The sequence below is a fragment of the Neobacillus sp. YX16 genome (assembly GCF_030123505.1).
GTDB lineage: Bacteria > Bacillota > Bacilli > Bacillales > Cytobacillaceae > Neobacillus.
In genome coordinates, this window is the sequence record NZ_CP126115.1 from 4,887,623 (window position 1) to 4,905,355 (window position 17,733).

General features: G+C 37.6%; 17 protein-coding genes. 2 read left to right on the plus strand and 15 right to left on the minus strand.

Annotation, left to right across the window (positions count from 1 at the left end; genetic code table 11):
- Positions 1-38: 38 nt before the first annotated feature.
- The 7 genes from murC to QNH48_RS24190 form a co-directional block, all read right to left on the minus strand.
- The gene (gene murC, locus QNH48_RS24160) at positions 39-1,340 is read right to left on the minus strand and encodes a UDP-N-acetylmuramate--L-alanine ligase (RefSeq protein ID WP_283952323.1); all 1,302 of its coding nucleotides are present in this window, start codon (positions 1,338-1,340) and stop codon (positions 39-41) included.
- Between the two features lie 223 nt (positions 1,341-1,563).
- The gene (locus tag QNH48_RS24165) at positions 1,564-3,672 is read right to left on the minus strand and encodes a DNA translocase FtsK (protein WP_481858512.1); all 2,109 of its coding nucleotides are present in this window, start codon (positions 3,670-3,672) and stop codon (positions 1,564-1,566) included.
- Between the two features lie 386 nt (positions 3,673-4,058).
- Entirely contained in the window at positions 4,059-4,871 is an 813-nt protein-coding gene (locus QNH48_RS24170) for a DUF1444 domain-containing protein (protein WP_283955874.1), read from the minus strand.
- An 82-nt stretch (positions 4,872-4,953) separates the two neighbouring features.
- A complete protein-coding gene (locus tag QNH48_RS24175) occupies positions 4,954-5,268 on the minus strand; it encodes a thioredoxin family protein (RefSeq protein ID WP_095250850.1) in 315 nt (104 codons plus the stop codon).
- Between the two features lie 12 nt (positions 5,269-5,280).
- The gene (locus tag QNH48_RS24180; RefSeq protein ID WP_283952325.1) at positions 5,281-5,775 is read right to left on the minus strand and encodes a hypothetical protein; all 495 of its coding nucleotides are present in this window, start codon (positions 5,773-5,775) and stop codon (positions 5,281-5,283) included.
- A gap of 145 nt (positions 5,776-5,920) precedes the next feature.
- Positions 5,921-6,439, minus strand: coding sequence for a DUF84 family protein (locus QNH48_RS24185; protein WP_283955875.1), 519 nt, complete (start codon positions 6,437-6,439; stop codon positions 5,921-5,923).
- A 60-nt stretch (positions 6,440-6,499) separates the two neighbouring features.
- Complete coding sequence (locus QNH48_RS24190; protein ID WP_283952326.1) at positions 6,500-7,573, minus strand: M42 family metallopeptidase; 1,074 nt, start codon at positions 7,571-7,573, stop codon at positions 6,500-6,502.
- Between the two features lie 168 nt (positions 7,574-7,741).
- Here QNH48_RS24190 and QNH48_RS24195 point away from each other — a divergent pair, with 168 nt between their 5' ends.
- A complete protein-coding gene (locus QNH48_RS24195) occupies positions 7,742-8,068 on the plus strand; it encodes a PepSY domain-containing protein (protein WP_283952327.1) in 327 nt (108 codons plus the stop codon).
- 49 nt (positions 8,069-8,117) lie between these two features.
- Here QNH48_RS24195 and QNH48_RS24200 read toward each other — a convergent pair whose 3' ends face one another.
- Positions 8,118-8,957 (minus strand): YtnP family quorum-quenching lactonase, encoded by an 840-nt coding sequence (locus QNH48_RS24200; RefSeq protein WP_283952328.1) that lies wholly within the window; start codon positions 8,955-8,957, stop codon positions 8,118-8,120.
- Positions 8,958-9,036: 79 nt separating this feature from the next.
- The gene (trmB, locus tag QNH48_RS24205) at positions 9,037-9,678 is read right to left on the minus strand and encodes a tRNA (guanosine(46)-N7)-methyltransferase TrmB (protein ID WP_095250845.1); all 642 of its coding nucleotides are present in this window, start codon (positions 9,676-9,678) and stop codon (positions 9,037-9,039) included.
- Positions 9,679-9,813: 135 nt separating this feature from the next.
- Between trmB and QNH48_RS24210 the strand changes: the two genes are divergently transcribed.
- Positions 9,814-10,092, plus strand: coding sequence for a YtzH-like family protein (locus tag QNH48_RS24210; protein ID WP_133367588.1), 279 nt, complete (start codon positions 9,814-9,816; stop codon positions 10,090-10,092).
- On the opposite strand, the gene QNH48_RS24215 is transcribed toward QNH48_RS24210, so the two are convergent.
- From QNH48_RS24215 to pepV, 6 genes are all read right to left on the minus strand, one after another.
- Positions 10,093-10,866 carry a phosphotransferase family protein gene (locus QNH48_RS24215; RefSeq protein ID WP_095250843.1) on the minus strand — a complete coding sequence of 258 codons (774 nt, stop codon included), beginning with the start codon at positions 10,864-10,866 and terminating at the stop codon, positions 10,093-10,095.
- Positions 10,867-11,052: 186 nt separating this feature from the next.
- Positions 11,053-13,200 (minus strand): type I pullulanase, encoded by a 2,148-nt coding sequence (gene pulA / locus QNH48_RS24220; protein WP_283952329.1) that lies wholly within the window; start codon positions 13,198-13,200, stop codon positions 11,053-11,055.
- A gap of 37 nt (positions 13,201-13,237) precedes the next feature.
- The gene (locus tag QNH48_RS24225) at positions 13,238-14,170 is read right to left on the minus strand and encodes a diacylglycerol/lipid kinase family protein (protein ID WP_283952330.1); all 933 of its coding nucleotides are present in this window, start codon (positions 14,168-14,170) and stop codon (positions 13,238-13,240) included.
- 30 nt (positions 14,171-14,200) lie between these two features.
- Positions 14,201-14,764 (minus strand): RNA 2',3'-cyclic phosphodiesterase, encoded by a 564-nt coding sequence (gene thpR, locus QNH48_RS24230; RefSeq protein WP_283952331.1) that lies wholly within the window; start codon positions 14,762-14,764, stop codon positions 14,201-14,203.
- 107 nt (positions 14,765-14,871) lie between these two features.
- Positions 14,872-15,741: a D-amino-acid transaminase gene (gene dat, locus QNH48_RS24235; protein ID WP_283952332.1), complete on the minus strand. Its 870-nt coding sequence runs from the start codon at positions 15,739-15,741 to the stop codon at positions 14,872-14,874.
- A 239-nt stretch (positions 15,742-15,980) separates the two neighbouring features.
- Complete coding sequence (pepV, locus tag QNH48_RS24240; protein ID WP_283952333.1) at positions 15,981-17,396, minus strand: dipeptidase PepV; 1,416 nt, start codon at positions 17,394-17,396, stop codon at positions 15,981-15,983.
- Positions 17,397-17,733: the final 337 nt, after the last annotated feature.

Consider the following 17,733-nt stretch of genomic DNA (forward strand, 5'->3'; position numbering starts at 1 on the left):
AAAAAGGATGTCCGTATGTTTACGGGCATCCTTTTTTATTATAAGGTAAGCTGATTTTCATAGGATTCCTGGAATTTTTGAATATCTCCTGCACCCATAAAAATAATTACACTATTTTGATGTTTCGCCAAAAGAGAAGTATTTTCTTCTGACAGTATTTCTGCCCCTTCAATTTTCATTTGCAGGTCATTAATCGTCAGTTTCCCATGGTTTTCTCGTGCAGAACCAAAAATTTCACATAAATACGTCTTATCTGCAAGTCTCAAGCTTTTTGCAAAATCCTCTAGAAAAGCTTGAGTTCTTGAAAAGGTATGCGGCTGAAATACAGCTACAATTTCCCTATCTGGATATTTTTGATTGGCCGCATCAATGGTAGCTTTAATTTCTGTTGGGTGATGGGCATAATCGTCAATCAAAATTTGTGACCCAATTCGTTTTTCTGTGAATCTTCTTTTAACACCCTGAAAGGTGTTCAATTGTTCCTTCACAATTGCAACATCAATTTCTTCATAGTGGCACACCCCAATGACAGAAAGCGCATTTAAAACACTATGCTCACCGAAAGTAGGAATGCTAAAAGTATCATAGAAGGTATTACGAATAAATACATCAAAGGTTGTTCCACTTGTACTTTTCACAAGATTCTTGGCTTGGTAGTCATTCTCCTCGTCAAAACCATAGAACAATACTGGCACCTTTGCCTGAATCTTTTGAAGCTGTTCATCATCCCCGTAAGCAAATATCCCCTTCTTAACTTGAACGGCCATTTCCTGGAATGCTGAAAATACATCATCAATATTTGCAAAATAATCAGGGTGATCGAAATCAATATTTGTCATGATTGCATAATCTGGAAAATAGGACAAAAAGTGTCTTCTGTATTCACACGCTTCGAAAACAAAATATTTAGATCCTTCTTCGCCTCTGCCAGTACCGTCACCAATTAAAAACGAAGTCGGCTTTGCACCCTTAATGACATGGGCAAGCAACCCAGTTGTCGACGTTTTACCGTGTGCTCCCGTAACAGCCACACTAATAAAATTTTGCATAAAATCGCCTAAAAATCTGTGGTAACGAACAATTGGCAGTCCGAGCTTCATGGCCTCTTGAATTTCCTCATGTGTATCAGGAAATGCATTACCAGCAATAATAGTCATCCCCGGTTTAATGTTTTCCTTTTGAAAGGGGAGAATCTTTATTCCTGATTCTTCAAGGGCCAGTTGAGTAAAAAAGCGCTTTTCGACATCGGAGCCTTGTACATCGAAATTCATATCATGGAGAACTTGTGCTAATGCACTCATTCCTGACCCCTTTATACCTACAAAATGGTAAATAGTCATATAAAGAACCTCCAACCAACGTCTATCTGTAAAACAGTATATGACATCTATCTTGAAATGCTAATAACGAAAAGCGGAAGCGCCTAGGCGCATCAGCTAGACATCGAAAAAACTTTAGTTTGGTAACGTATAACATTAATATCGGAATCACATTTAAGTATTATAACATTGTTCATCAAGAAAAACTATTTGATACGGAATTCACATGTTATTTTTTTTAAGATTAATTTATTGTACCAGTATCTTGCAGGGACTCCAAGTCTGATTCTGTGATCAATACTTCTCGAGGTTTGCTGCCATTGGCACTTGTGATAAAACCGTTCGATTCAAGCATATCCATTAGTCGGGCTGCACGGTTATAACCGATTTTAAATCTTCTTTGTAAGCTCGAGGTAGAAGCAAGTCCTTGTTCAATAATAAATTCACAGGCTTCGAAAAAAAGCTCATCCTCTTCTTCTGTTACTTGTGCTTTTTTTAATAGTTCTTCTTGTTCAAACAAGTATTCAGGTTCACGCTGCTCTCTCACATGCCCGACAACGAGGTCAATTTCTTCATCTGACACAAAGGTTCCTTGCAGACGAACAGGCTTTGATGAACCATTTTCTAAAAAGAGCATGTCACCCCGGCCAAGTAATTTCTCAGCCCCGCTAATATCAATGATCGTTCGCGAATCCACTTGTGAAGAAACAGAAAAGGCAATCCGGGTTGGGATGTTGGCTTTAATTAATCCAGTAATGACATCCACTGATGGTCTTTGCGTCGCAACAATTAAATGAATTCCACATGCTCGTGCTTTTTGAGCAATTCTGCAAATCGCTTCTTCTACATCCGCAGGTGACATCATCATCAAATCAGCTAATTCATCAATGACAATCACAATAAACGGGAGTTTATCACTGTATTGTTTATTCTTTATGGCAAGCTCATTAAATCGATTAATATCGCGAACTCCAGTATGGGCAAAAAGCTCATAACGTCTTTCCATTTCATCGACAGCCCATTTCAAGGATGCTGTTGCAGCCTTTACATCCGTTATGACTGGACTAACTAAATGCGGAATTCGATTATACGGAGCAAGCTCTACCATTTTAGGGTCAATCAATAATAGCTTTAAGTCTTCTGGACTAGCTTTAAACAATAAACTTACTAAGATGGTATTAATACAAACACTCTTTCCAGAACCAGTTGCTCCAGCAATTAAGCCATGGGGCATTTTCTTTAGATCGGTAACAATAGGCTTGCCGGAAATATCTAGTCCTAGTATTGCTGTCAATGGAGAGACGGACTCTCGAAAGACTGGACTTTGAATGATTTCATTAATAAACACAGGACGTGATTTTTGGTTAGGTACCTCAATGCCAATCGTATGTTTACCAGGAATCGGCGCTTCAATTCGGATATCTCTAGCAGCAAGACTTAATTTAATATCATCGCTTAAATTAGTAATTTTATTTACCTTTACCCCTGGCTCTGGTTGGACTTCAAATCGTGTGACTGCTGGTCCTTGAGTAACATTGACAACACTTGCACCGACATTAAAATTTTGCAGTGTTTGGTTTAAAAGTTCTTCTTGGTATAATAACCATTCCGTATCGTCTTCTACAATAACAGGAGGGTTTAACAAGTTCATTTTAGGAAACTCATATATATTAGCCTCTGCTAGTAATGGTGGTTCCTCTATCAGCTTCTGAATAATAGGTTCTATTGTGACAGCTTCTATTTCATTTGACTGTTCCACTGCTTCAGGAGTTTCTTCCATTACTTTTTCCGATTGTACTTTCTCAGGGTGCAATGTTCTTCTTCTTTTGCTTTCTTCCCATTTTACCTTATCCTGTTTCAGCATCATGACATTAAAAGGAAGCGGGGATCGTTTTGGTGTGTACACTTCAACAGCTTCTTGGGGCTTTTCCTCCGCCGTCGTTTCAATTATCGGAACTTCTTCAATTGTCTCAACTACTTCAATTGTCTCAACTACTTCAATTGTCTCAACCTCTTCAATTGTCTCAACCTCTTCAATTGTCTCAACCACTTCAATTGTCTCAACTAGTTCAATAGTCTCAACCTCTGCAGATATAGCAACAGCTGTTTCAGCTACAGCCATTTCAATCTCAGGGAATGACTCATTCTCCAATACAGGTGTACTAGAATCAAGCTGTTCATCAAATTCATCAGCAAAAAAATGGCTTAACTCATGTTCAACTACTTTATCAGAGACTGTATTCGGTCTGCTAAACCCAAAAATAGGTGATGGAATTTCTGTCAACTGAAATGGTTTTTTCTTAATTGGCGTTGTGCTAGTCTTAGCTTCAGGCAGCTTCTTAGTTTCAGCCATCTTCTTTGTTTCTGAACTTCTTCTTTCAGTATTTCTTTTTTCAGTACTTGGCTCTACCCTCTTTTGTCGGGTTGCAGGTTCAGTTCTAACCTTTCTGACTTCTGACTTCAATTTGAAGTGGAGCTGCCCTTTAGGATATTGATAAGAAATTTTTGTATCTAAATGGTGCCCCCCTTCTATTATCTTTTGAGGCAATGACCGCACGTGCTGCTTGTTATGTATGTCATCATATCCAGCATATTCATCTTCATTGTCCTTTATAAACCTTTGAAAAAAGTTTTGGATCCAGCTCAAAACTATCACTCTTTCTCTATTTCTATCACTCTATTTTAACAGGTATTATTATTTTTTCGACATAAAATCTTAGAATAAGCAAAAAAGACCACTTACCGTGATCCTTTTCCGTCTTTATTGCCTGTCTTTCCTAAGATAAATATTGGTTCTAGTTCTCCATCCTCATACAAAAAGGATAACGCCGTTATGGGTACACGTCCACTAGCAAAGAAACTCATTGCCATTTGTGCTAAAACATCATACCCTGTATTGTTTTGAATATCAGCGATAATTAAGACATCCTGATGCGGAACAGCAAGGACCATTGTCCCTGTTATTTTTCTCTTCAAATCATTTAAAAAGCCTTTATTTAATATCCTGCTTGCGTCATATCCATCGTTTGAATTAAGAAAATAAAAAGTATTGCCTGCTACTTGGTCTTCTTTTAATGATGTCTTTAAAGATCTGACATTAAATAGGGCAATCTCCTTAATGCGGCTTTCTTGCCAGCCTTCTTTTTCCATGATTCGCGAATCAATTAATCGGTACGTTGTCCCCATATCATAAGCGTAATATATTTTTGTTTCAGCAGTATGTTCCTCTGTTAAGAATGGAACGCCTTCTTCCGCTTCAATGGGGAAGGACGTTGACCGTATAACTGGAAAAATCTTTTTCTCATGGTCTGTTAACTGGACTGTGTCCGTCATGGCCCTTAGTCCCTCTTCCACATAATAAACCACTTCATCAATTGCCTTTTCTTTCTCTGTATGCCACTTAGCGACAATTCCACCTAGCGAGATGGTTATTCCTTTTCTCAGGACTTTATTTTCGATTCGCAGTTGATCCTTTTCTCGATCATATGTGATTAGCACATCTTCCGAAGCTAATCGTGATTCTAATTCTCTTTTCATTTTAATACTATCCATCTTCATTTTTATCCCTCCAGCCTACCCACCCATTGTACATTAAAAATCCTCCATCTCAAAAGATGGAGGACCTGAAACTAAATTATTTTAGATCGTTAATAAATCCTTCTATTTCCTCTTGGGTTTTCCTATCTTTGCTTACAAAACGACCAAGCTCTTTTCCCTTTTCAAAAGCAATAAAACTTGGAATTCCGTAAACATCTAATTTTTGGCATAACTCAATAAACTCATCGCGATCAACATGGATAAAAGTAAATTCACTATACTTGGTTTCTATTTCTGGTAGAATGGGTTCAATAATTCGACAATCCGGACACCAGTTAGCGGAGAACATAAAAATCGTTTTCCCTTCATCACGAAGTTGTTCAAACTGCTCCATTGATGCTAAATTCTTCATCGTCAACGCCTCCTATTGTTTTTCATTTTCTACTGATTTAACAATTTGCGTCATTACTGCTGCTTCATTTTTTAAGCTGCTTGTTTTAATCAAAGTAGTGATCTTGGTTCCGCCAATACCAATCGTCATTTCATTCATATCTTCTTCTAGATTCTTTATGATCAAATATCCAAACTGATTACTCTTCTTGAATTGTTCATTTATCTCAAGGTCTTTATTTTGCGCAACTGTAGATTTATATACTACATCACTGACTTTATTTTCTTGGGGATTATTAAAAAGAATATATTGTTTTGATCCATTTTTTAACAGGATATTATTTGGAGATTCATCTTCGATTTCATAACCGAAGGGCAAATAAAAGTTAATATCTTCACTCTTTTTATTTGTTTCTTTCGCCTTATCATTTAGTGCTTCTTTTACTGCTTCAATCGTTTCTTTACTCTCTGTTTCGAAATTTGATTTTCCACATGCACTCAGTAAGATAACTGATAAGATTATAATCAATATGGCATTAAAGAATTTCAGCTTTCTTCGCCTCCTAAATGAATATGTCCTTTCATTATCATACCTTCCATAATATTCAAAAGACAAGTCTTTTGTCGATTATTGTTGTCGAAATAGGAAGTATTTTCTATAATTTGTGCAATTTTTATTTATTTGAGGCTTTTTGATAGTGAAATTGCCCCACTAAAAGATTCATGATATGAGAAAACATCTCTGAACGATTAATTAATCCCTTAGTAAAAATCCCTACAGCTCCTTCGTTCTTGCGGACATTTTCCTTTTTTGCATAGTCATCCATTACTGGCCCAAGTTCTTCTCCTGCTCTTAATCTGTCTGCAATCTCTTCAGGCAGGAGAAATCTCGCCCCCCCAGCAATAATTGGCTTTATATCCTTCGCAGCCAGTGCACCCCAATTACATAATAATAAACCATGTGTGGTTTCCTGTACTCCACCCTCAAGACCGATTCCAATTTCACCATTTCCCATTTTCAATGCACCCACTGCCCGATTGATCGCTCCCTTAATGGTCTCTTCGTCTGAGAATGGTTGTTCACTGACTCCAGAAGGGATGTCTAACGAAAGAAACTCCGTTTGTTGATAGTGAAATGCATTTTTTACTGCAGCCACTTTTGCAGGATTATTTGACCCAATAATTATTTTCATTCCTTCTCTCTCCATTTCCAAATAAAAAGAAGGCATATCTATGCCTCCTCAGATTGTAAATTAACTGTTTGCCTTAATGGTATCTACAGTTGTTTGATCACAAGCCTTTACAAGTTTTACGATTAGTTCTTTTGCAGCAGCATAGTCATCGATATGGATCATGGAAGCATGTGTATGAATGTAACGTGAACAAATTCCGATTACACCGCTTGGAACTCCTTCGTTGGATTGATGCACACGACCTGCATCGGTACCACCTTGTGAAACAAAGTATTGATAAGGGATTTTGTTAGTCTCTGCTGTATCGAGAATGAACTCTCTCATTCCTCGGTGTGTCACCATGGATCTGTCAAGAATGCGAAGCAGCGCTCCCTTACCTAATTGACCAAATTCTGATTTACTTCCTGACATATCGTTAGCCGGGCTCGCATCTAATGCAAAAAAGATATCTGGATTAATCATATTGGCAGCTGTTTGTGCACCGCGAAGACCTACTTCCTCTTGAACAGTTGCCCCAGAATATAGAATATTCGGCAAGGTTTCATCTTTTACTTCTTGAAGCAGTTCAATTGCTAGTCCACAGCCATAACGATTATCCCAAGCTTTAGCAAGTATTTTCTTTTCGTTAGCCATAGGGGTAAATGGACAAATTGGAAGGATAGCCTGACCTGGCCTAATTCCAATTCTTTCTGCGTCCTCTCGATCGTCAGCACCAATATCAATTAACATATTTTTCATTTCCATTGGTTTGTTGCGCTGTGCTTCAGCTAATAGGTGCGGCGGAATGGAGCCTACGACACCAATAACAGGTCCATTATTTGTCATCACCTGAACACGCTGAGCTAATAAGACCTGACTCCACCAGCCACCGAGCGGTTGAAACCTCAGCATCCCATTTTCGGTAATGGCCGTTACCATAAAACCAACTTCATCCATATGTCCTGCAACCATGATTGTTGGACCATTTTGATTCCCTTTTTTAACTCCAAAAATACTACCTAATTTATCTTGGACTATTTCATCTGCATATTGAGATAACTGCTCTCTCATAAAATTTCTTACTAAATGTTCATTTCCAGGTGCTCCCGGAAGCTCTGTTAAGGTTTTGAACAGATTTAATGTTTGTTCGTTCAAAATAAAATTCCCCCTTAAATATGTTAATAATCCATATGTATGTTTTTATTCTACTGAAATTCTAGCTCCCATACCAACAATAAATTTGTCAGAAGGATTTATTATGTTCTGTCTGCTAAATGAGATATACTGGAAACAAGAGCAAATTTGAAATTTTGGAGGTGCCTTATGAACTGGAAATCATTTATCCTCGGTGCTGCTGTTGGAGTCATCAGCGGCTATGCCGTTAAGGAAATCATTTCACAAAAAGCATATGTTTCACCTGAAAAAGTTTTGGAGAATGTGAAAAAGCAATTTAACCAAAATGGACCGATTAGCGGCTCTTGGATACATATGGTAACAGAGCCTTTTGAGAAGCATCAAATCAAGTATCAGGTTTATAAGGGCGGAATCTCAAAAAGTCAGAATGGGGTAAATGAACAGTTCGAATTTATTGCGGACGCATCGACCGGAACCCTTTTAGACGTTAAAGCCTCGACAGACTTAGCCCTATAAAGGCAGAAGCCGTATCCATAAAGGTACGGCTTTTTTTTATATACTGACCTTATTTTCCCCTCTTTATACTGTCCTGAATTTGCCCATCTGTTCCCCATTTGACTGCACGATAATATGCATCATGATAAAAAGTAAACCATACATCCTTATCCAACACATAGGCACTCCATTTCTCTTTGGCTGCAATCGAGTCCATTGGATAATCATCATATGCCATGACCCATAGTGGATTTTTATGCGCATGTGTAGGCATTATGTCTGCCATATGGATAGCCATTTCACCCTCATCCTCGATAAGCAAGATAGAATGTCCATTACTATGACCTCCAGTATGATACATACTAATGGCTCCCAAACTCCATTTTTCATCAAAGGTCATAACCTGCGATTGAATTGCCTCCCAATTTTCCTTCCAATATGTACTTTTTGAGCGGATATTCGGATTTCTCATTTCATCCCATTCAATACTTGAAGTGATAATTGTAGCATTTGGGAATGTGGACTTATAAAGTCCATCCTCCAGCCTCGTCAGTCCGCCAACATGATCATTGTGCATATGAGTCATTAAAACATAATCAATATCCTTTGGATCTAACCCTAATTTATTCAAAGAGCCGTCTACATCTGATTCTGCTGTAACTCCAAAATTTCTAAGCTGTTTTTCTGATAGTTTTCCCTTTCCAAGTCCTGCCTCCAGTAAGATATTTTTTCCATCCATTTGGATTAAGATTGGGTCTGTAGGAAGTTCAATTAGATTATTTTCATTAGGTTGATACCTTTTCGACCATAACGCTTTGGGGACGACACCAAACATTGCGCCGCCATCTAAGTTTGTTACACCACCTGAAAGCCACGTAAGCACCACTCTGCCAATTTTTAAAGTCTCCATTTCTTTCCCCCTTTGACCTATTACATATATTTTACCATATACAAAAAGGACAGTCTTTTGATTAGACTGTCCTTAGATATTAGTTCTGATATTTTACTTCACAACGGTAGATTCGGTTTCCCATTTCAGAGAATTTTTCCTCATATTCTGTCATGATATTTCCTTCAAATTCACTTTTATGAAGATCAAGGCTTAGGAAGGTTAATAATAAACCATATTCAGAAAAACTCTTTAATGAGTATTCAAACAAGCCTTGATTATCAGTTTTAAAATGGATTTCCCCTTTATCAACCAAAATGTTTTCATAAAGCTTCAAGTAATCCTTGTAGGTTAACCTTCTTTTTTCATGGCGAGTCTTTGGCCATGGATCGGAAAAATTCAAGTAGACTCTATTGACATCATTTTTTTCAAAGTATTTATTTAAATCACTTGCATTGACATTGAGAAGTCTTAAGTTTGGTAAATCTTCTTCAATTAATCGATCTAAAGCAGCAACGATAACGGAATCATAAATTTCTATTCCCATATAGTTGATATCAGGATGGGCCTTAGCCATTTCAGTAATAAACCGGCCTTTTCCAGTCCCTACCTCTATATGAAGAGGCTGTTCATTATTAAATACTTCATTCCACTTCCCCTTGAAATTCTCTGGGTTAGCGACAATATATTGAGGGTGTGCCTCTATCCTTTCTTTTGCCCAAGGTTTATTTCTAAGTCTCATTTTGCCACTCCTAAATCTTATATTGTTTTTATTATTGGTAATAATGGGGTTTCCCATTAATGTATAAACAAAAAAAGAATTCACAACCTAACTGTGAATTCTTTTTTATTTTCACTTGAAAGGGTGTACCAAAACATGCCATTAAGTCATCAGGACCAAGTTTCATTACTAAAAGATATATTAAATAATCATCAAACCGATTGCTGTGGGTCTGTTTCCGAATGTGAACAATTGGAACGATTAGTGAAATCTCTGATGGTTAACACACAGATTGATCAAAATGTTAAAAGCATTTTACAGGAGGTATATAATTACAGTCAGCATGGTGCCGGGAGTGCAGACCTAGACGAGCATATTCTTTCTAATCAGGATAACTTATCACAATGGGTCTCAAATATTGATACGTACTCCTGATTACAATAGATCATTTAAGAAATTGATCCATTTATCCATTTCCTCTAGCCGGTCCTTGTTTTTGTAAAATTGAATGGAATAGAGTGTTTGAAGTGCAACATACCATTTCATTCTGAGTTTTAAGTTTTCTGTTAAAGGTTTCCCGTACATGGCTAACCAGCTAGTCCAATTATCTTCAGGAATATAACAATAAAGCAGCATTCCGAGGTCAATCGCAGGGTCTGCTATCATTGCACCATCCCAGTCAATTAAATACAACTGGTTGTCTTCTGTTAGCAGCCAGTTGTTGTGGTTGACATCTCCATGACAAACAACTTTTTCTTCACAGAAGACATTTTCAACCTGTTGTAATAGAAAACTCAGAGTATCTATTACAACAGGTAACGATAACACTTCTTCGTCCAGATCCACGACAACTGATTGAAAAATCGCTTCTGGCTGCAGGGGCTGCTTTTCAAGCCTGCTTAACATCCCTACCATCGGTTCAGAGCGGTGAATCTTCCTAAGCATCCTCGCAACATTTTCATGATTCATGTCACGGGGCTTCAATTCACGCCCAGGAAGCCATTGCTGTGCTGTAATCACATCTCCGTTTTCCAATCGTTTTGTCCAAACAAGCTTTGGGACGATTCCTTCTGCAGATAATACTGCTAGAAATGGAGAGGAATTGCGTTTTAGAAAAAGCCTTTGGTCATTATAGCTCGCATAAAAGGCCTCTCCCGTTGCGCCCCCCGCAGGGACAATCTCCCATTCTTGTCCTAATATATGTTCCAAAATTGTTCACCTTCAATGTATGCCGTTCTCAAATGGATTTAGTAACTCCCATTTAGTAGTTATATCAGAAAAATTCTAAAATCTATTTTAATAAAATAAAAAAAGCTATTGGACAATAACACACAATAGCCATCTTACTAAATTTTATCTCCAATTAGCTTTGGTCGTCAAGTACAACTGAATAAACTATTTTTTTGCTAAAATGGTTAAACAAACCGGTTCCAGCACCATTTCTTTACCCAAAACTACTCGTTTGGATGGAATTTCCACTTTTTTATCATCAACGAGAACACTCCAGTTGCCATCAGGAATCTGGATGGACTGTTTACTTCTCAAAGGATTAATTAGTAAAAGTACTTCAGTGAAATCATGATTTTGATTTTGAATGCTATAGCCAATGAGTGGAATTGGCAGAGGTAAAACCTGGATACAATCCCGTACATCCTCGCCCGTTTTTAGTCGGAAGCATGGAAACTGTTTTCTTAATTGTATTAATCCTTTAATATATTTTACATTGTCTGAGTAAAGCTGTTTACGATTCCAATCGAGCTGGTTGATATGATCCGGAGATTTGTAACTGTTTCCATCTCCTCGCTTGGTACGAAAGAACTCCTGACCACTGTGAAGAAAAGGAATACCCTGAGATAGTATTATAAGTCCTGTTGCAAGCCTATGATATTTTATATGCAGTAATTCATCCATATCGGGCAGACAGGAAAGTAGTTTATCCCACATTGTATGATTATCATGACATTCAACATAGTTTACAGATTGTGAAGGATTTGATAGAAGACCACTTCCTTCTTTATCAATTCCTACGCTCCCAATTATTACCTCTTTTGCCTCCTCGTAGTAATGCTCGTTTCCAAGGACATACCCTTTATCATACAAATAAAAAGTATTCCCCTTTATCTTATCGCGAAACTTATCATTAAATTGGGCTATGTCAGGAAGCTTTGATTGATTCCGAATGATTGCCTTTTTATCCATTGGGAGCGGCGTATTCAAGTTCCACCCTTCTCCAATAATCAGGGTCTCCTCTTGAATGCTGTCACAAGTCTTTCTGACTTCCTTCATTGTATCAATATCCAAAATCCCCATTAAATCAAAGCGAAAAGCATCAATATGATATTCCTCCATCCAAAAGCGAATGGAATCAAGGATGAATTTCCTCACCATTTTCCTCTCTGAGGCAATATCATTTCCAACTCCTGTTCCATTCGATGGAAAACCGAGTTCATTGTGTCGAAAGTAATAACCTGGCACTACTTTTTCAAAGGATGAGGTTTCCCTGATATATACATGGTTGTAAACCACATCCATAATGACTCTTATACCTTGATTATGGATAGCATCAATTAATTGTTTAAGTTCAATAATTCGTGCATAAGGGTCGGAAGGATTAGACGAATAAGAGCCCTCTGGGACATTAAAATGGAGGGGGTTATATCCCCAGTTATACTCCTTATTAGGCTCAGTTTCATCAACTCCTGCAAAATCATTAAAAGGCAGGAATTCAATATGAGTGATTCCTAAATCCTTTACATAGGAGAGTCCAGTAGGTTCACCGTCTTTCCCTTTTGTATTTAGCTCACCAGCGCCTAAATAGAGTCCTTTATGTTTGACGCCGCTGTCAGGGTGGATGGTGAAATCCCTGATGTGTGTTTCATAAATAATCGCATCCACCGGATTTTCAATAGGAGGCAAGAAAGTTTTCTTCCTGCGGGTCTTCTCTAATTTCACTACTACCCCAAGCTCCCCATTTGCGGTAACAGCAACAGCATATGGATCAACAGATTCACGCCATTCCTGGTTTACAAGGACTAGGAAAGTATATTGATAAAGTTCTAAATCTGAATGAACAGCCACTGACCATACACCTTTTGCTTCACGTCTCATCTTGATGATTTCGGAGAAAGTGCTGTTCGGCTGTCTTAATTTTAATTTTACCTGAGCAGCTGTAGGAGCCCACAATTTAAATTGTGTTTGATTTTCATCAATACTAACACCAAGGTCATTTCCATCATAGAAAAATTTTTCATCAAATGAATCAGTTCGAATGACAGCTCCTATTTGTAATTCGGTTTTTCCGCCATGCTCATCGATAATCCAATAAGGATGACCAAAAGAAATTTCCTCTTCAAGCCGACAAATATATTTATTGTTATTTTCTATTTGTTGCTTTTTAATAATTTGCAAGGTTGTAACTTTTTGTGATTCATCTAAAATTGAGAATGTGGAAGACAATCCATGGTGATAGGTAAGTGGAAGAAGTATCGTAATGATATCCATCTCATCTAAATAGGCTTGGAAATCACGGTTATTGGAGTTCATTCGAGTCCCCCTCTTTCAGAACAGTTTCTCGCATAATTCACACCCTCGTTAATACTTTTAGTGTTTTTGTTTGGACATGAATATTTAGGGGAGTAAACCCAATATCTTCACCGTCAGCATGGACATATAAAGAGGATTCAGAATGAATGGTAACCATTCGCCCCTTGAATGTTTTTACCTCTTTAAAATGTATATGCTTACCCCAGAATACGCTAATAAAAACCAATAATAGCTTTAATTTTGATAATTGATGAACTACTGTAATATCTAAGAGACCATCATCTGGGACGGCATCAGGAGCAATCATCATGCCTCCCCCGTAATAGGGTTGATTGGAAACAGTTACAAACCATGTTTGTTCAAGTATATGCCTATTGCCGTCAATTGATAAATCAATTGTTGTACATTTATAAGAAAAGAGTTTTTTTAGTAAAAAATACACATAAACCAACCGGCCTAAAGATAGTTTATTGAGCCAGGCTTTTGTTTTTGAATGGTTCACTTCATAAGAAATAAAAGCGTCAAACCCTGCCCCCATATTATTAATAAAATAATGCTCAGAATGATCCTTCATGGTAACCTTTCCAATATCTATGGAAGGTACCTCCTCATTCATTAATCTAAGAATCACTTTTAATGCTTCTTCTGGATTTGACGGAATTTGAAACCCTCTTGCAAAATCATTTCCCGAACCTCCAGGCACGAATCCCAAAGTGATATTGTTATATTTTGCAATCCCATTCATAACTTCGCTTATTGTTCCGTCACCGCCGACTGCAATAATGACTTTTTGCTCATTATTCCCCTCAGCAATTTGTGCAGCCAGCTGGATTGCATGACCAAGGTGTTCTGTAAAGAAAGCCAAGTAAGGAATCTTATCATCCATTAGTTTTGTTTCAACTTTTCCCCAGACCTTTAAACTGTAGCCATTTCTAGCCTTTGGATTGATAATAAAATAGATTTGTTTCATAGAACCAACCTTTACCTTGTTAATTTATTTCTATTCTAATAGGTATATTGATTTTGGCTCGTATTTTGGTGTTTTATCAAGATGTGTTTGGTATAAAACTACCTCGTTTATATTAAACAGGAGTGGTTCTGACTGAAGATCCATCCACACTTCTAAGAGTTCTTTATGAAAGCGTTGATCTCCCTTCCACTTTCGGGCAAGGGTAATATGAGGTTTAAATTGTCTAGTTTCAAGTTGAAAACCTGCTTCTGTACAGGCCGTAAACACTTTATTCCTCACGGCCTCAAGCGCAGTACTTTCTTTTGTGTCCAGCCAAAAAATACGAGGTGCATCTTCTTTTCCGAAGATTCCCAGCTTGTTCATTTCTAAATGAAATCCGTTACTCCCTATTAATGCTAAGTTAACATTATCGATTGCATTGGACAGTTTTTCAGAAGGTGCATTGCCTAGAAAAGCTAATGTAATATGCAAATCTTCATGATGAACCCAGGTGCTGAAAGGGAGGATTTGTTTTAACTTATCGCATTTTTCTTTTATGAGTAATTTTATTTCTTCTGGAATTTTTACGGCAAAGAAAAAATGTGTTTGCTGCATAATACTTATCATTCCTTTTCTTATTTTAGACTATTTTTTACAAGATGTATGTATTTTATCGCTTCATACAAAAGAAAAACGTGCACCCAACAGTGCACGCTCTCATTCTAATAGACTTTATTCACAAGTAGACCACATTGTTTTTCAATTTCTTTTTCAAATAATCCTTGTAACTTTTGAGTGATTGGTCCCGGGACACCTGCTCTAATCTTCTTTCCTTCAATTTCAATTACCGGCATAACTTCAGATGTTGTACTAGATAAGAATACTTCTTCTGCTTCTTCCAGTTCAGCCAAAGAAAATGTCCGTTCCTGCACTTGGATATTATTCTTTATACAGAGTTCCAAAATAACATCTTTTGTTATTCCTTTTAATATTAAGTTGTTTGATTCATGGGTTATCACCATCCCATTTTTCACGATAAAGATATTTGATGAGCTGCCTTCTGTGACATCATCCCCGCGATGCTGAATGGCTTCGAAACAGCCCTGCTCACTGGCTTTTTGTTTTGCTAATAGATTCCCAAGTAAATTTAAGCTCTTTATATCACAGCGAAGCCAGCGAATATCCTCTGTCAAAATTGCCTTTACGCCAGATTTCAGACTTTCCAGCGGTCTTACTCCCTTTATGGTATAAGCAACAAGTGTTGGTACTACATTTCCAGTTGGAAATACATGATTTCGAGGAGCAATCCCCCTCGTTACTTGCATATAGATATTTCCTGTTTCAAGATTGTTTTTAATAAGGAGTTCCTCTAACATTTCTGATAATTGGAGACTCGTAAATGGGATAGTAATTCCTATGCTCTCAGCACTTTTCACAAATCTCTCTAAATGTTCATCTATTGTAAACATTTTTCCGTTATAGATACGAATTACTTCGTACACACCATCACCAAACTGATATCCACGGTCTTCTACATCAACCTTGGCTTCTGAACGATCAATTATTTCCCCATTAAGTAAAGCAAATTCCATCTGTTCATTCCCCTTTTTCATTCGGCTTAATTAAAGTCGTCTGTTGATTTGGCTCCAGGTGCTTCGCTTTCCGCGGGTACTAACCGCCTCCTCGGCGCTTAAGCGCCTGTGGGGTCTCCCCAGCCCCGCCCTCCCGCAGGACATTGAATTACATCCTCGAATCCGCCCACGCACGAAGAAAATGTGATAGCATTTTCGAGGAGTCTCGTACCTTCCGCTCCAATCATCTTAGTTTACTGTTACTGAGCCAATTCATATATTGCTTGTGCATATATAGCGGTGGCTTTTAATAGATCATCGATTTCAATATATTCATCTTTTTGGTGGGCAATGTCTGGTCTTCCTGGAAATAAGGGGCCGAATGCCACGCCTGATTTTAATGAACGTGCGTACGTACCGCCGCCAATCGCTATTAAATATGACTTTTCTCCCGTCTGTTCTTCATATACCTTTTTCAAGGTTTGAATTAAGAATTCATTTTCATCTACATAATGCGGCTTTGTATCTTTGAACTTATTAATCGCAAAGCCGTTTACCTCTAAAAGTTCATCCAGCTTTTTCTTCGTTTCATCGAATTTATTTGTAACTGAGTATCTGCAGGTCAACCCTACACTGCCACCTGATTGACGAGAATATGAAAGTTTCCCAGGATTGATTGTTAATTCACCTGAAACTTCATCAGAGTATGCGACACCAAGGCTCACCCCTCTGGAATCATTAAAGAAATAGCGGGAAACGAATTTGAAATAATCTGAAGCTGATGGATTTAAATCTAGTTTTGAAAGAAACTCTCCTAAAAATAACCCCGCATTAATTCCCTTCTTAGGCTCCATTCCATGTGCAGATACCCCCTTAACCTCTAGAATTAACTCTCCGTTTTCTACATGTGATTGGTGTTCCAATTCATGTTTCTTCATGAAATCTGTGAATCTCTGTACAACATCCATTTGATTTCCAATGATGTTTAGTGTCACCGTGGCATGGTCAGGAACCATGTTATACCGTTTTCCGGAGGTAAAGCTTAGAACTTCAATATTACCTTTTCCCTCTTCCTCAACAGGCAGTTTCTGAACGATATCAATATCGGCAATCCCTTTTTCAGCATTTATAATTGGAAAGTCAGCATCAGGTGCAAAACCTAGAGTAGGCATTTCTTCATTCTCAAAATAGTGATCTACACATCTCCAGTCGCTTTCTTCATCGGTTCCGACAATCATTCTGATACGCTTATTTACAGGCAGTCCGAGTTCCTTGACTATTTTCATTGCGTAATAGGCAGCCATTGTTGGCCCCTTATCATCAACGGCACCACGAGCAAATATTTTACCTTCACGAATTTCAGCAGCAAAAGGGTCACTCGTCCAGCCATCACCTTCTGGGACTACATCAACATGACATAAGATACCTAGTAATTCCTCCCCTTCTCCAAATTCTAGATGGCCCGCTAAGTTTCCAACATTCTTCGGAATAAACCCATCCTTTTCACCAAGAGAGAGCATAAAATCTAATGCTTCTTTTACACCTTTTCCAAGAGGAGCATCTGGAAAAGTATTTTCTTCATCTAATAGACTCTTTATATGTAATAAATTCTGGGTGTCTTTTAACAAGTCATCTTTTCTTTTTTCTACTTCAGCCATCCAATTAATCTTCGACAATTCTTTTATCCCCCTAATACCTGGATTTGTTATTTATATCCATGCAGATATTTTATCAATAATCACTAAAAAAACGAAATAATATCCGTAATGGGCTATACGATAAATTTACTAAAAATTCAATTAATTTGTCATAATCTTAACATTTATAACCATAGACTATAGTAAGAATCATGCAAAGGGGGAGAAAAACCGAACGATAATTGTTAAGATAAGATGATTTTTATGTAAAATATTCTCTAATGGTGGAAATTTTCAGAAATTACGGGTACAATATATGTAAGTCATCAGGGTATCCACTGCAACTATCTATTAATAAAAGGAGTTGTCTGCGGAA